This is a genomic window from Algibacter sp. (assembly GCF_029245835.1).
Lineage (GTDB): Bacteria > Bacteroidota > Bacteroidia > Flavobacteriales > Flavobacteriaceae > Algibacter_B.
In genome coordinates this window covers 18,797-33,248 of sequence record NZ_JAQWOO010000029.1, presented here as the reverse complement: position 1 = coordinate 33,248, position 14,452 = coordinate 18,797, and the positions used below count along the sequence as shown (strand labels likewise).

Annotated in this window: 16 protein-coding genes; 7 read left to right on the top strand and 9 right to left on the bottom strand. The window is 33.1% G+C overall.

Features of this window, described 5'->3' with window-relative positions; translation table 11 throughout:
• Complete coding sequence (ppk2, locus tag P8K68_RS04530; protein WP_300248468.1) at window positions 1-849, top strand: polyphosphate kinase 2; 849 nt, start codon at window positions 1-3, stop codon at window positions 847-849.
• Between the two features lie 3 nt (window positions 850-852).
• Window positions 853-1,629, top strand: coding sequence for a polyphosphate kinase 2 (gene ppk2, locus P8K68_RS04525; RefSeq protein ID WP_300248467.1), 777 nt, complete (start codon window positions 853-855; stop codon window positions 1,627-1,629).
• Between the two features lie 144 nt (window positions 1,630-1,773).
• On the opposite strand, the gene P8K68_RS04520 is transcribed toward ppk2 (P8K68_RS04525), so the two are convergent.
• From P8K68_RS04520 to P8K68_RS04510, 3 genes are read right to left on the bottom strand one after another with little or no spacing between them, the layout of a single operon-like run.
• Window positions 1,774-2,454, bottom strand: coding sequence for a DUF2490 domain-containing protein (locus P8K68_RS04520; RefSeq protein WP_300248466.1), 681 nt, complete (start codon window positions 2,452-2,454; stop codon window positions 1,774-1,776).
• Window positions 2,441-3,040 carry a hypothetical protein gene (locus P8K68_RS04515; protein WP_300248465.1) on the bottom strand — a complete coding sequence of 200 codons (600 nt, stop codon included), beginning with the start codon at window positions 3,038-3,040 and terminating at the stop codon, window positions 2,441-2,443. The genes P8K68_RS04520 and P8K68_RS04515 overlap by 14 nt, the downstream gene beginning before the upstream one ends.
• The gene (locus tag P8K68_RS04510) at window positions 3,006-3,569 is read right to left on the bottom strand and encodes a DNA-3-methyladenine glycosylase I (protein WP_300248464.1); all 564 of its coding nucleotides are present in this window, start codon (window positions 3,567-3,569) and stop codon (window positions 3,006-3,008) included. The genes P8K68_RS04515 and P8K68_RS04510 overlap by 35 nt, the downstream gene beginning before the upstream one ends.
• A gap of 132 nt (window positions 3,570-3,701) precedes the next feature.
• Between P8K68_RS04510 and P8K68_RS04505 the strand changes: the two genes are divergently transcribed.
• Window positions 3,702-4,319: a thioredoxin family protein gene (locus P8K68_RS04505; protein WP_300248463.1), complete on the top strand. Its 618-nt coding sequence runs from the start codon at window positions 3,702-3,704 to the stop codon at window positions 4,317-4,319.
• Here the strand turns inward: P8K68_RS04505 and P8K68_RS04500 are convergent.
• The 6 genes from P8K68_RS04500 to P8K68_RS04475 form a co-directional block, all read right to left on the bottom strand.
• Window positions 4,306-5,019, bottom strand: a complete 714-nt coding sequence (locus P8K68_RS04500) for a hypothetical protein (RefSeq protein WP_300248462.1) — start codon at window positions 5,017-5,019, stop codon at window positions 4,306-4,308. The genes P8K68_RS04505 and P8K68_RS04500 overlap by 14 nt on opposite strands.
• 58 nt (window positions 5,020-5,077) lie before the next feature.
• Entirely contained in the window at window positions 5,078-5,626 is a 549-nt protein-coding gene (locus P8K68_RS04495; RefSeq protein WP_300248461.1) for a hypothetical protein, read from the bottom strand.
• Window positions 5,627-5,663: 37 nt separating this feature from the next.
• On the bottom strand, window positions 5,664-6,359 hold the full coding sequence (gene truB, locus P8K68_RS04490) for a tRNA pseudouridine(55) synthase TruB (protein WP_300248460.1): 696 nt from the start codon (window positions 6,357-6,359) through the stop codon (window positions 5,664-5,666).
• Between the two features lie 3 nt (window positions 6,360-6,362).
• Complete coding sequence (locus tag P8K68_RS04485; protein ID WP_300248458.1) at window positions 6,363-7,157, bottom strand: undecaprenyl-diphosphate phosphatase; 795 nt, start codon at window positions 7,155-7,157, stop codon at window positions 6,363-6,365.
• Between the two features lie 57 nt (window positions 7,158-7,214).
• Entirely contained in the window at window positions 7,215-7,469 is a 255-nt protein-coding gene (locus P8K68_RS04480) for a DUF3098 domain-containing protein (RefSeq protein ID WP_300248457.1), read from the bottom strand.
• A gap of 70 nt (window positions 7,470-7,539) precedes the next feature.
• A complete protein-coding gene (locus P8K68_RS04475) occupies window positions 7,540-8,418 on the bottom strand; it encodes a permease-like cell division protein FtsX (protein ID WP_300248456.1) in 879 nt (292 codons plus the stop codon).
• Between the two features lie 217 nt (window positions 8,419-8,635).
• Between P8K68_RS04475 and leuS the strand changes: the two genes are divergently transcribed.
• The 4 genes from leuS to P8K68_RS04455 all read left to right on the top strand — a co-directional run bounded on the left by leuS (window position 8,636) and on the right by P8K68_RS04455 (window position 14,408).
• Window positions 8,636-11,509, top strand: coding sequence for a leucine--tRNA ligase (gene leuS / locus P8K68_RS04470; protein WP_300248455.1), 2,874 nt, complete (start codon window positions 8,636-8,638; stop codon window positions 11,507-11,509).
• Entirely contained in the window at window positions 11,509-11,781 is a 273-nt protein-coding gene (locus tag P8K68_RS04465) for a SemiSWEET transporter (RefSeq protein ID WP_300248454.1), read from the top strand. Before leuS ends, P8K68_RS04465 begins: the two co-directional genes overlap by 1 nt.
• A gap of 77 nt (window positions 11,782-11,858) precedes the next feature.
• Window positions 11,859-12,554: a zinc metallopeptidase gene (locus P8K68_RS04460; RefSeq protein ID WP_300248453.1), complete on the top strand. Its 696-nt coding sequence runs from the start codon at window positions 11,859-11,861 to the stop codon at window positions 12,552-12,554.
• 81 nt (window positions 12,555-12,635) lie between these two features.
• The gene (locus P8K68_RS04455) at window positions 12,636-14,408 is read left to right on the top strand and encodes a DNA mismatch repair protein MutS (RefSeq protein ID WP_300248452.1); all 1,773 of its coding nucleotides are present in this window, start codon (window positions 12,636-12,638) and stop codon (window positions 14,406-14,408) included.
• The last annotated feature ends 44 nt before the right edge of the window (window positions 14,409-14,452 follow it).

Below are 14,452 nucleotides of genomic sequence, written 5' to 3'. Positions count from 1 at the left end.
ATGCTTACACGAGACGATTTCCAAAAAGGAAATAATAAAGAAGAATTTCTAAAAATCCTTAAAGATAAATTACCAGAAGAAGCCTATAATGGCATTCTGTATTCTGTTAATTACGAAAAAGAACTACTTAAACTTCAGGCAGAATTGGTCGATTTACAGCAATGGGTTGCAAAACATAATAAGCGTGTTTGCATTTTATTCGAAGGGCGAGATGCCGCTGGGAAAGGTGGTGCAATACGTAGATTTACAGAGCATTTAAATCCACGGTCCATGCGAGTGGTTGCACTTACAAAACCAACCGATGTAGAGAGAGGTCAATGGTATTTTAGACGATATATTAAAGAATTACCAGATCCTGGAGAACTTGTTTTTTTTGACAGAAGTTGGTACAATCGGGCTGTTGTGGAGCCTGTTATGGGTTTCTGTAATGAAGAAGCGTATAATAAGTTTATGGTCCAGGTAACCGAATTTGAGCATATGCTTTATGAAGATGGAGTTATTATAATTAAATTTTGGTTTTCAATCTCTAAAGACGAACAGGAAAGACGTTTTAATTCCAGAATGGCAAATCCATTAAAAGAATGGAAATTTAGTGAGGTAGATAAACAAGGCCAAATACTTTGGGACAAGTACACCTATTTTAAAGAGCAAATGTATAGTAAAACACATACTTCATTTAGCCCTTGGATTATTATTAAAACCAATAATAAAAAAGAAGCACGGTTAGAAAGCATGAGGCACGTACTTTCTAAATTTAATTATGAAGGGAAGGGCAACTCAGGAACGACTATTCTGCCAGATCCAAATGTTGTTCAACGCTATCATAGAATGATAAAACAAATTGATTAAGACATGCAAAAATTATCAGATAAAAGTTTAAAACAGCTAAATTCTAAAAAAGGCTTAAAATATTTTTTATTAGAAGATGGGATGACGCCTGTAAAAGCTGTTCGGATAATGAACTACGAAAGTAAATTAAAAAAATTACAAGGCGAGCTCATTAAGTTACAGCAGTGGGTTGAGACAAACAACGAAAAAGTTGTAATCATTTTTGAAGGACGCGATGCCGCAGGGAAAGGGGGTGCCATTCGTCGTATTACACAACATCTAAATCCACGTGAATTTAAAGTAGTAGCCTTGCCAAAACCCACAGACGAAGAGCAAGGAGAATGGTATTTTCAGCGTTACATAAATAATTTACCAAGAGAAGGTAAAATCGTCTTTTTTGATAGAAGTTGGTATAATCGGGCGGTTGTAGAACCAGTGAACGGATTTTGTACCGAAGAAGAATATAACATTTTCATGAATCAGGTAAATGATTTTGAACGTATGATAATCGAATCTGGAATACGTGTTATAAAATTCTATTTTTCAATTTCAAAAACTGAACAAAAAAAACGTTTTGACGATATTAAAACAAGTCCAATAAAGAAATGGAAATTAAGTAAAGTTGATCAGCAAGCCATTAGACTTTGGGATTCTTATACAGATTATAAGAATCGAATGTTTGCTAAAACAAATACAGAAATCTCGCCTTGGATAATTATTAAAGCCAATAGAAAAAGTTCTGCAAGACTTGAAGCAATGCAGAAAATATTAGATTTAGTTCCTTATAAAAAGGAGATTTAATTATTAGTTTGAGATTTTAAGTGAAAGAATCGCATTTATGGAATTATCCTAAAATATATTTGTTTTTCTTGTCGTGTCTAAAACATCCAACTACACAATCATTTACCATACCAATAGCTTGATTATGCACAAAGGAAACTAAGTTTAAATCTTTAAAATGGCTGAGGTTAATACAAATAAATTATTTTTAGCAATTAAATTAAAAGCTTCTAATCGATGCTCTAAACCTGTTTGAAGTTTTAAGTCTTGGGTAATTTGCCATCCTATTTGTGCAGAAATTCTAATATCGGTCTCAAATTTTTCGGTTTTACTTAAACTTAATAAACTTTCAATGGCACTTACTAAATAAGTTTCGCCAATATCTAGTTTTTCTCCATTCAAAGGGAAGTCTACTGCAAACCGATAGCGTTGCCTAAAAATAGTTAGGTTCTCTAAAATGCGTTGTTCTGCTCTAAAACGATGTCCGTAACGCACACCAAGCTTTTGTTTTGTATAGTTAAATTGTTGTGTAAAACGTAACTCATCGCTACCAGTTTCAAACCAATCTCTATTTCTGTAATACACTCCAAAACTTAATTTGTGGCTATAGTTTAATTTAAATGTAGAAAAATGATAAAAATCAACTTGCTGTTGTAGGTATTGAACAGTCTTATGATTATACAAAAAATACCGACTTCTAAAAGCAAAATTAATGCTGTATTCTTTTGAAACCTTATGGTTAATGGATAAGGCAGATTCTCCTAATGTGCTAAAATCAATTTGCGAAATAGCATTAAAACTAGAGAAACAAAGTACTAGTGTTAAAAATAAATTAATACAACGCATGCTCGTAAGAAGAAGAGGTTACTAATCTGGATTTTTGAAATAAACCGTTTCGGTCAAACGTAAATTCTCTCAACTCATGCTTCTTTTCTGTTTTTGTTTCAGCAATAATTTCAAAGTGAGTATGTTTATTGTTTGGATTTTTTACAATATGCTGAATAAAATACTTGTCACTTTTATCAGTATAATTTACATATTGTTTTTGAATTTTAATAATTCGTGTTTTCTTAAAATTTGAATTAAAGTAAAAATCAATTTGCTTGAATATTTCTTTAGAGATGAACTTTTTTTTGATAACAATTTCCAGGTCTTCTAGGTTTCCAAGAGTATCAAACTCGACACTATAGTGCAATTTATTAATTTTGAATTTTGCTTCAAAACTTTGCTTTTCATTATCAATTTCTTTGTAAAATTTCAAATACTTAGCATCGTAAGAAATAAAATTAAAATAGCTTTTAGTCCTTTCTGGAAATTCTTTAAGATTTATACGCGCTTCATATTCATCTTTGTTTTGAGAAAAACAAAATGAGAAAAACATGCAAAACATAAACGTATTAAACCTCTTCATATCTAAAACAATTAATTTCATGATCATTTACCATACCAGTAGCTTGCATATGTGCATAAACAACTGTGGAACCTACAAATTTAAAACCTCGCTTTTTTAAGTCTTTACTAATAGTGTCACTAAGAGGCATGTTTGCTGGGGCATCTGTATAAGTTTTTAGTTGGTTTTTAATTGGTTTTCCATCAGTAAAGCCCCAGATATATTTGCTAAAACTACCAAATTCTTCTTGAACCCTCATAAAAGCTTGAGCATTACTAACTGTTGCATTTACTTTTAGTTTATTTCTGATGATTCCTGCATCTTGTAGTAAAGTATCAATTTTACTTTGTTGGTAGTTGGCTATTTTCTTATAATCAAAATTATCAAATGCTTTTCTGAAATTCTCACGCTTGCGTAAAATCGTTATCCAACTTAAACCAGCCTGAAAAGTTTCTAATATTAAAAATTCAAACAAGGTATTATCATCATAAACAGGGACGCCCCATTCCATATCATGATAGGCTTCATACAAATTGTCTCCTTCGCACCATCCGCATCTTTGTTTTTTCATATTACACTTTAATTATTAACATATTATACTCTGGTTGTAAGGTTTAAAGTAAAAGTATGACAAATATCACCTTAATTAAAACTTCAACATATTAATTTTGTTTTAGAAGATTTTTTTTAAAAAATAAATATTATGAATCCTATTATTGCACAAAGTATTAAACGTAGTATCTCTTATCAAGATTATAGAGTCTTAGTAAAGCAATTAGCTGAAGAAAATTCGAATTCAGGATTAGAGAAAACAGAAGCGTTAGCGAACTATACATTCCTTAATGATAGACGGATGAAGCGTTGGGATAAAACCATAAAAGTATCTGAAGAAGATCAACAAAGATTAAGAGAATTTACTCAACCCATAACGTGGTTAGTTATTACAGAAAGTTGGTGTGGTGATGCAGCCCATGTAATACCTGCGCTCAATAAAATTGCAGAATTAAATGCCAATATTGATATTAAAATAGTGCTTCGCGACGATAATTTAGAACTTATGGATATGTTTTTAACCAAAGGCGGTAGGGCTATAGCTAAAGTTATTATGATTGATAATGAAACAGGAGAAGTTTTAAATACTTATGGGCCTAGACCAACTGAAGCTACTAGCTATGTAAATAGATTTAAGGCTAAACACGGTCAATTAACACCTGAGTTTAAAGAAGATTTACAGCATTGGTATAATAAAAACAAAGGGCAAAACGTCATTGAAGATATTATTGAAATACTTTGTGAACTCCAACCTATTACTTGCCAATAAAGAAGAATGTAATGGAGCCTATTTGGGTTTCTTTTGAAGTGTCTTTGCTAAATTGAGATTTTTTCGAATAGTCAATGGCATGCTCAATTAAGCATTCATTATTTGATGTTGAAGAGGTGTTTACATAAGCATCTATTACGCTGCCATCAGAATTTACTGTTATATTTACTACTATTTTGCCATCCTCCTCACATAAATAAACAGGAATAGGGATGTGAATTTTTTTTCTATTAACTAAAGAAAACCGAATAGAACTTTTAGCGTTGCTTCCTTTTGATTGTTGTTGTTTTAGTAAATCATTCACTTTGCTGAATTTTGATAATTCGTCTTGATTTAATTTAGAATCTTCAGGAACTGCATAAGCTTTTCTTGCTATAGCCTCATTTTCTGAAGTATTAGTGGATTTTGGCACATAGTCTTCAGGTGGTGCAATAGTTTTGTAAGCTTGCGCAAAGTGTTTGTTTTGATCAGCTTCGTTAAAGGCTTTATTGGTTTCTACCTTAGTGTTATTAAGTTTGTCTAATGCTTCAAGAATTTTAACTTCTTCTTCAGTTAATTCTTTTTCAGGCTCAATTTCATAGTAACTTTCAGACGCAAATTCGCTCTGTTTTTTAAGGCTCAAATTAAAAACAGAGAGTACTACAGTTCCAGAAATTAGAATTGTAATAAGTAGGGCTTTATGTTGATTACTGAGGCTCAATACGGTTTTTTTAAATTGGAAATCGTATTAGTATATACGGCAAAATACGTTAAAAAGATTAAAAAAACATATATTCTATAAAAATTGAGACACTTGATAAGCCTTCTAACGTTCTGTAACCGAATCGTTTTCTTGTAAAATCTAACCCAATTAGAAAAGAGTTGTCATTATCAAAATTAACAGTTTGTAAACCTAAACCGAGTTTATACATGTTACCTTTTTCAAAGTCTTTACTTATTCCAAGAAGACTTCCGTAGCCGCCTCTAACAAATATATTATCATCATCTACAATAATATTATGACGCAAACTTACATATGCAGGTGCAAAGTGAAGCCCTTGTTGAGAATGCCAATTATATTCTAAGTTAGTAGCAATAGATGTACGTTTGTCAAATTGATAGCCTAAAGTGTTATTTACAAAAAGTGCACTTAAATTAAAGAAAGGTTCATCATCATCAGCAAAGAGAGTGTTTTCTTCATTCACGCTTAGGGTTGTGGCTAAAGAACCTTTATAAAAAAGACCATTTGGTTTTTCTTTTTTTATTTGAGAAAATGAATACAAAGAAATGAGTGAAAATAGATAAAGTAAGATAAACATCCGCTTCATAGGAGTTGGTTTGATGAAGCAAGTAATGTATCAACAATTATTCCGAACTTAAGTTTTTAATAAAGTCCTCAATGGAAGTGGCAATAGCAACATCAAAAGCTCCAATTTTTGTACGTCGTAAAACAGATAAGTGAGCCCCAGAATTTAAAGCTTTTCCAAAATCGTTAGCTAAAGAACGAATGTAAGTGCCTTTGCTACAAACCACTCTAAAATCTATAGTTAAGCCATTAATTTTAGTGATTTCAAATTCTGAAATAGTTACCGTTCTTGATGGAATGTCTACATGTTCACCTGCTCTTGCAAATTCATATAACCGTTTTCCATCTTTTTTTAAGGCTGAAAACACGGGTGGAAATTGTTGGATTTTACCAATGAATTGTTTGGTTGTTTTTTGAATTAAATCCTCAGTAATGTGTTCTGTTGAAAAGGTTTCATTGATTTTAGTTTCCAAATCAAATGATGGTGTTGTACTCCCTAAAACAAAAGTGCCCGTATACTCTTTTATTTGTCCTTGAAAGGTGTCAATTTGTTTGGTCATTTTTCCAGTACAAATTACCAGCAAACCTGTTGCTAAAGGATCTAAGGTGCCTGCATGACCAACTTTTATTTTTTTTATTTTGAAGGCTTGACGAATTTCCCAACGCAGTTTATTAACTACTTGAAAAGACGTCCAATTAAGTGGTTTGTCAATTAGTAAAACTTGCCCGGAAAGATAATCTTCTACAGTTTTCATCTGTTAATTTAACGAAGCATAAATAATAGCACTTACACCAACAATAATACAGTAAATAGCAAAGTAAGTCAGTTTACTTTTCTTTACAAGGGCAATCATCCAAGTACAAGCAAATAATCCAGCTACAAACGCGGCAATAAAACCAATAGATAAGGCGGCGAAACTTTCACTGTCATAGGTTAAATTGCCACTCAATACGTCTTTAGCAATTTTTCCAAAAATTAATGGAACAACCATTAAAAACGAAAAACGAGCTGCTTTAGTTTTGTCGTTTCCTAATAAAACAGAAGTTGAAATGGTGGCTCCAGAGCGCGAAATTCCCGGTAACATAGCAATGGCTTGCGCAAAACCAATGACTAAAGCATTAGAGAATGATACTTTTTTATCAGTACTTTTTGCCTTATCTGCTAGATAGAGTAAAAGAGCCGTAATAATAAGCATGAAGCCCACAAGTTTAATATTGTTTCCAAACAATTCAGCAAATTCAGACTCAAAAGTATATCCTATTAAGGCAGCTGGAATCATGGAAAGCGCAATTTTAGAAATGAATTGCAAATCGTCGTTCCATTTAAATTTTAATGCACCTTTGATCAGATCTAAAATATCTTTTCTAAAAACCACCATGGTGCTTAAAGCCGTTGCAAAATGCAAAACAACGGTAAATAATAAACTTTCTTTAGGCAGAGAGTTATCACCAAGAATGGCTTTACCTATTTCTAAATGGCCACTAGATGAAACTGGTAAAAATTCGGTTAAGCCTTGAATAATACCTAAAATTACAGCATCAATTATTTCCATGATTCAAAAGTACTAAAATTGAGTAGTTTAAAAATAAAACGAAGTTTTATTTTGGATTTATTCTTTATCAGGATTCAAAAGAATAGCATAAATCTGAATACCAAATCCAATTAAAATTAATGTTGGTGCGAGTCTTATACGTCTCCAGCTAAAAATTTCAGGATTAAAAACATTAGGGTTATCACTACCACCACCAGCCATCAAAATAAAGCCTAGGGCAATAATGGCTAAACCTATAAACATGAATTTATAGTTTTTCTTCCCAAATACAAAAACAGGTTTTGCCGCTTCTTTTCGTTTTTTTTCTCCCATAACTTTGTCGAAATATTATTGCAAATTAACGCATTTATTGAAAAATGGTCCGTAACATTTATATAAAATATTAGTAATACAAGTCATCTGTCTTTAAATTCAAGAAACGTTGTGTTGCAAAATGTGTGCTTATCCAAGTAATTATAATGCCCAAAGCAAATATTAAAACAAATAATAAGCCTAATAAAATAGGGTTGCTAAGTAATTCTAGTTCAGTAAATGTTTTATTTAAATAATATAAAACAATGGCCATTCCAATTAGCGCTAAAAATGCTCCAATCATCCCTAAGCGTACACTCTTCCAAACAAATGGGCGACGAATAAACTGTTTTGTTGCTCCAACCATTTGCATCGTTTTAATGGTAAATCGCTTAGAATAAACAGCCAAACGTATAGAGCTATTAATCAATAAAACGGCAATTAAAGTGAATATGCCACTAATAATAAGTACCCAAAAACTGATTTTCTTAACGTTGTCGTTCATAAGGTTTACCAAGTCATTATCATAAGTTACTTCTTGTACAAAATTTTTGTTTATCGCTTCCGCAGAAATTTTTTCAAGATGTTCTGAGGTTACAAAATCTGCTTTTAAATGCACATCAATAGAGTTTTGCAGCGGATTATATCCTACAAAGTCCATAAAATCTTCACCATTTTCAACTTTCATAAACTCGGCAGCCTGTTCTTTAGATACATATTCGGTAGATTTTACATAATCTGCCATGGCTAAACTTTTTTCAAGCTGTTTGGTTTCAACATCTTTAGCACTGTCTTTTAGATAAATCGTTACAACAACTTGCTCCTTAAAATGGTCGGAAACTTTCTTAGCATTTAAAATCAGCATGCCTAACAATCCTAATAAAAACAAGACTAATGCAATACTTAACACCACTGAAAAATATGAAGAAATAAGTTTTCGTTTTTGATGCTTTTCAAATGATGAACTCATAAAGTTATTGGATTAACGACGTAAAAATAATAAAGTATTCTAATTGATTGTTCTTTACAACGTTTAAACTTTCAACATTGTTATAATAAGTTTAAATTTGCGCTTTCAAATTCGTCATTCCGAGCGAAGCGTGGGAATCTGTTAAATATTTAAATATGTTTAAAAGGATTGCCACAGTCGTACCTCCTTCGCAATGACATTCAGATATTAGAAAGAGATGAAATACAATTTCAACGCCATAGAAGCCAAATGGCAAAAATATTGGGCGGATAATCAAACTTTCAAAGCCATAAATGGTAGCGATAAACCAAAATATTATGTTTTGGATATGTTTCCTTACCCAAGTGGTGCGGGTTTGCACGTTGGGCATCCGTTGGGTTATATAGCGTCAGATATTTATGCACGATATAAGCGTCATCAAGGATTTAATGTATTGCATCCACAAGGGTATGATAGTTTTGGATTACCTGCGGAACAGTATGCTATTCAAACAGGTCAGCATCCTGCGATTACTACTGCCGAAAACATTAAAACCTATCGTCGCCAACTAGATCAAATTGGTTTTTCATTTGATTGGTCACGTGAAGTGAGAACATCAGACCCAAGTTATTACAAATGGACACAATGGATTTTTATTCAGTTGTTTGAGTCTTGGTTTAATATTGATACTGACAAAGCTGAAGATATTTCAGAATTAGAAAAGGTGTTTGCTTCGGAAGGAAATGCAAAAGTTAATGCGGTTTGTGATGAAAATATTGAACCTTTTTCTGCTGATGATTGGAATGCTTTTGATTCCAAAAAACAACAAGAAATATTATTACAATACAGATTAACATACTTAGCTGAAACCGAAGTAAACTGGTGTCCTGCATTAGGAACGGTTTTAGCCAATGATGAAATAGTCAATGGTGTTTCAGAACGTGGCGGACATCCTGTAATTAGAAAGAAGATGACCCAATGGAGTATGCGTATTTCGGCTTATGCAGAACGATTACTTCAAGGACTAGATACCATTGATTGGACAGATTCTTTAAAAGAAAGTCAGCGTAACTGGATTGGAAAATCGGTTGGGGCGTCGGTCTCTTTTAAAGTCATTGCGAGTGGAACGAAGCAATCTCACAAAATTGACGTGTTCACAACAAGACCCGACACCATTTTTGGAGTGTCATTTATGACTTTAGCTCCAGAACACGAATTAGTATCAAAAATAACAACTCCAGAACAAAAAGAAGAGGTTGAAGCCTATATTATAGCATCTTCAAAACGCAGCGAGCGCGATAGAATGGCAGATGTAAAAACCATTTCAGGTGTGTTTACAGGCGCTTATGCGGAACATCCATTCACCAAAGAACCGATTCCTGTTTGGATTGGCGATTATGTTTTAGCAGGTTACGGAACAGGAGCAGTGATGTCTGTGCCATGTGGTGACCAGCGTGATTATGATTTTGCAAAGTATTTTAATATTCCGATTCCTAATATTTTTGATGGGATTGATATTTCAGAAGAAGCGTTTTCAGATAAAGAAAAAACCGTTATTGGAAATAGTGATTTCCTGAACGGGATGAATTATAAAAAAGCGACCAAACGTGCTATTTACGAATTGGAGCAGATTGGGCAAGGTGAGGGTAAAACCAACTACCGTTTACGTGATGCTGTGTTTAGTCGTCAACGTTATTGGGGTGAGCCTTTTCCGGTGTATTATGATGCGCATGGAATGCCGCAAATGATAGACGAGAAATTTTTACCGTTAGAATTACCCGAAGTTGACAAATACTTACCAACTGAAACCGGAGAACCGCCGCTAGGAAACGCAAAAAAATGGCATTGGTTGCAGTATGGCGATAAAGCTGAAATCGTTTCAAAAGATGAGTTTGAAAACTCCTCTCCTTTGGGGAGGCTAGGTGGGGCACTTGAGCTGAATACCATGCCAGGGTGGGCAGGAAGTTCGCAATATTTTAATCGATACATGGACCCTAATAATGGCGATGCTATTTTCTCAAAAGAAGCGATTGATTATTGGCAACAAGTCGATTTATATATTGGAGGTTCAGAGCATGCCACAGGACATTTATTATACTCGCGTTTTTGGCAAAAATTCATGTTTGATAAAGGCTATGTAAACCATGATGAGTTTGCTAAAAAACTGATTAACCAAGGGATGATTTTGGGGACTAGTGCTTTTGTTTATAGAGAAGAAAGCACAAATAATTATTTGTCCTTAGGATTGATTGAAGGTAAAAAAGTTCAGCCAATTCATGTTAAAGTAAAATATGTTAACGCTTCCGATGAATTAGATATTGAAGGATTAAAATCTGATACAGAATTTGGAGAGGATTATACTGATGCAAAATTCATTTTAGAAAATGGTGTTTATAAAGTAGGGCGTGATGTAGAAAAAATGTCCAAATCTAAATTCAATGTCGTAAACCCCGATGATATTGTTTTAGATTACGGTGCAGATAGTTTGCGTCTCTACGAAATGTTTTTAGGCCCATTAGAGCAATACAAGCCTTGGAATACGGCCGGTATAACAGGAGTGCATAACTTCCTTAAAAAACTATGGAAACTATACCATCAAGGAGAAAATGGAACTTTTTACGTTTCGAGTTCCCCAACTTCGGAAGAGTTAGGGGAGGCTTTAAAAACGCTTCATAAAACCATAAAGAAAGTACAGGAAGATATTGAGAACTTTTCGTTTAATACATCGGTTTCAACGTTTATGATTGCTGCTAATGAATTAACGGCTCAAAAATGTACTTCAAAAGAAATATTAGAACCTTTATTGGTTTTAATATCCCCTTATGCGCCACATATTGCTGAGGAGTTATGGAGTCAGTTAGCAAATAGTGGTTCTATTTCCACAGCGCCATTTCCAGAATTTGATGCGAGTCATTTAGTGGAGAGCAGCAAGAATTACCCCATTTCGTTTAATGGTAAAATGCGTTTTACTATGGAATTACCTTTGGATTTGAGTAAGGATGATATTGAAAAAGCGGTTTTAGCTCATGAAAAAACACAAGAACAGTTAGCAGGACGAACGCCTAAAAAAGTGATTGTTGTTCCTGGTAAAATTGTAAATATTGTAGGCTAATGTTTGAAATAGACGCCATTGAAATTATAGGATTTATAGCAGCTTTTTTAACAACATCGGCGTTTGTTCCTCAGGTATATAAAACGTGGAAAACAAAAAATGTTGAGGCGATATCGCTAACCATGTATTTAGTCATGTTTACAGGTGTGTTTTTGTGGCTTCTTTACGGTATTTACATGAATAGCTTGTCGATGCTTATTGCCAATATTATTACGTCATCATTAATACTTGTACTTATTTTACTTAAAATAAAATATAGTAAGAAAGAATAGTTTTTTGACGGAATGACAGTTGATTGTAATTGGCGTTATTTTTGCTATATTTAATTAGAATTTTAAAATTAAAAAAAATGTTAGGATATTATATATTACTTGGTGCTGTAGCCTTAGTAAGTTGGTTAGTGAGTAGCACCTTAAAAAAGAAGTTTGCTAAATACTCTAAAGTACAATTGCGTAATGGTTTAAGCGGTGCTGAAATTGCTGAAAAAATGTTAGCAGATCATGGCATTAGAGATGTTGAGGTGATTTCGACTCCAGGGCAATTAACAGACCATTATAACCCAAAAAATAAAACGGTAAATTTAAGTGAGTCTGTTTATAATCAGCGTAATGCTGCTGCGGCAGCTGTTGCAGCTCATGAATGCGGACATGCTGTACAACATGCACAAGCTTACGAGTGGTTAAAAATGCGTTCTGCTTTAGTGCCAGTTGTTAGTGTTACTTCTGGAATGTCTCAATGGGTCGTTATTGGCGGAATAGTATTAGGCGCTGCCGCTCAAGTGGGATTTGGTTATTGGATAGCTATTGCAGGTTTGGCTATGATGGGGTTCGCTACCTTATTTAGTTTCATAACTTTACCTGTAGAGTATGATGCTAGTAATCGTGCATTGGCATGGTTGAAAAATAAAAACATGGTTTCGCAAGAAGAATATTCAGGTTCTGAAGATGCTCTTAAATGGGCAGCTAGAACGTACTTAGTTGCTGCCATTGGTGCCTTAGCGAATTTAGTGTATTGGGGATTTCAAGTTTTTGGAGGACGAGATTAAAATTATTTCAATAAATACAATTTAAAAAGCTCTGAACTACTTTAGGGCTTTTTTGTTTCTTTATATTCATTAAAATTTAAAATGAAAAACCCGTTAGAATATTATAAAGTGCATTCAAAAGCCTATGAAGCTGAAGCTAAAAAGTTGTATAAGCAAATGACAACGCTTAGTACTTTGCGTTTATTGGTGTTTTTAGGAACAGGTTTTGGAGTTTATATGTTTTTTAAGCAGTGGCAAATAGCTATTTCCATTGGCGTTTTAGGGGTGGTCTTATTTATTTACTTACTTTCAAAATACACTAATTTTAAACGAAAACATAGTTTTAATAAGGCCTTGGTACATATTAATGAGGAAGAAATTAAAATAGCCTCAGGAGATTTTCATGATAGAGATGAAGGGCTTCAGTTTCAAGATTCTAGTCATTTTTATAGTTTAGATATTGATTTGTTTGGGCGTGGTTCGTTTTTCCAATTTATGAATAGAACTACCATAAATGAAGGCACACATACATTAGTAAATGCTCTAAAAGCAAACAATATTAATGATATTGAAAAGCGTCAAGAAGCGATTAAAGAACTGAGCTTAAAAATAGAATGGCGTCAATATTATTCGGCAAATTCCAATTTAGTTGTTGTTGAAACTCCTACAAAACATATTTTAACGTGGTTGCAAAATCATAAATTATTTCTACCAAAAGGGATGTCGTGGATACCTATGGTATTTACTTTGTTTTCAATAACCTTATTTTTACTTATTGTTTTTGGAGTTGTTGAACATCAGACTTTAATAGGTTATTGGTTGTTATTAGGCCTAGGTATTACTGGCCGTTATCTTAAAAAAATAAATGTATTGGCTAGTAATACAGATAAAATTCGAGATACCTTTCGTCAATATGCATCGTTGTTAGATTTGATTGAAAATGAAACGTTTTCTTCGAAATTATTAAAGGAAAAGCAGAAACAAATTCAGTCTGGTGACAAAAAAGCTTCCGACATTTTTAAAGCATTTTCAAAGGCTTTAGATGCTTTAGATAACCGGAATAACTTAATAGGCGCTATTTTCGGCAATGGTTATTTTCTAACGGATATAAAAAATAGTTATCAAATTGAAAAATGGATTGAACAATATGGAAATAAGGTATCTGATTGGTTTGAAGTGGTTTCTTTTTTTGATGCTTATAACTCATTAGGAAATTATGCCTATAACCACCCTGATTTTGTATTTCCAGAAATAGTAAATAACGGTTCGGTTATAAAAGCTGAACATTTAGGGCATCCATTATTAAATAAAGAAAAACGTGTTGATAGTCATGTAACAATAGAAGATGAACAGTTTTTTATTGTTACAGGCGCTAATATGGCGGGTAAAAGTACCTTTTTAAGAACAGTGTCTTTACATATTGTCATGGCGAATGTTGGGCTACCAATTTGCGCAAAATCTAGTAAATATTCACCAGTAAAATTGATTACGAGTATGCGAACATCAGATTCTTTAACAGATGATAGTTCGTATTTCTTTTCAGAATTAAAACGACTTAAATTTATTGTTGATGCCATTCAAAAAGAGCCTTACTTCATTGTTTTAGATGAAATTTTAAAAGGAACCAACAGTACAGATAAGGCTATTGGCTCCAGAAAGTTTGTTGAAAAATTAGTTGCTTCGAATGCTACAGGGATTATAGCGACACACGATTTAAGTTTATGTGAAATAGAAAAAGAACTCGACGAGGTGAAAAACTATTATTTTGATGCTGAAATAATTAAAGACGAACTTCACTTTGATTATACTTTAAAAGCGGGCATTTGCCAAAATATGAACGCGTCGTTTTTATTGAAGAAGATGGATATTGTTTAGGTCTTATAAACACATATTCTCATAGAAGTTTAGATTCTACAGGT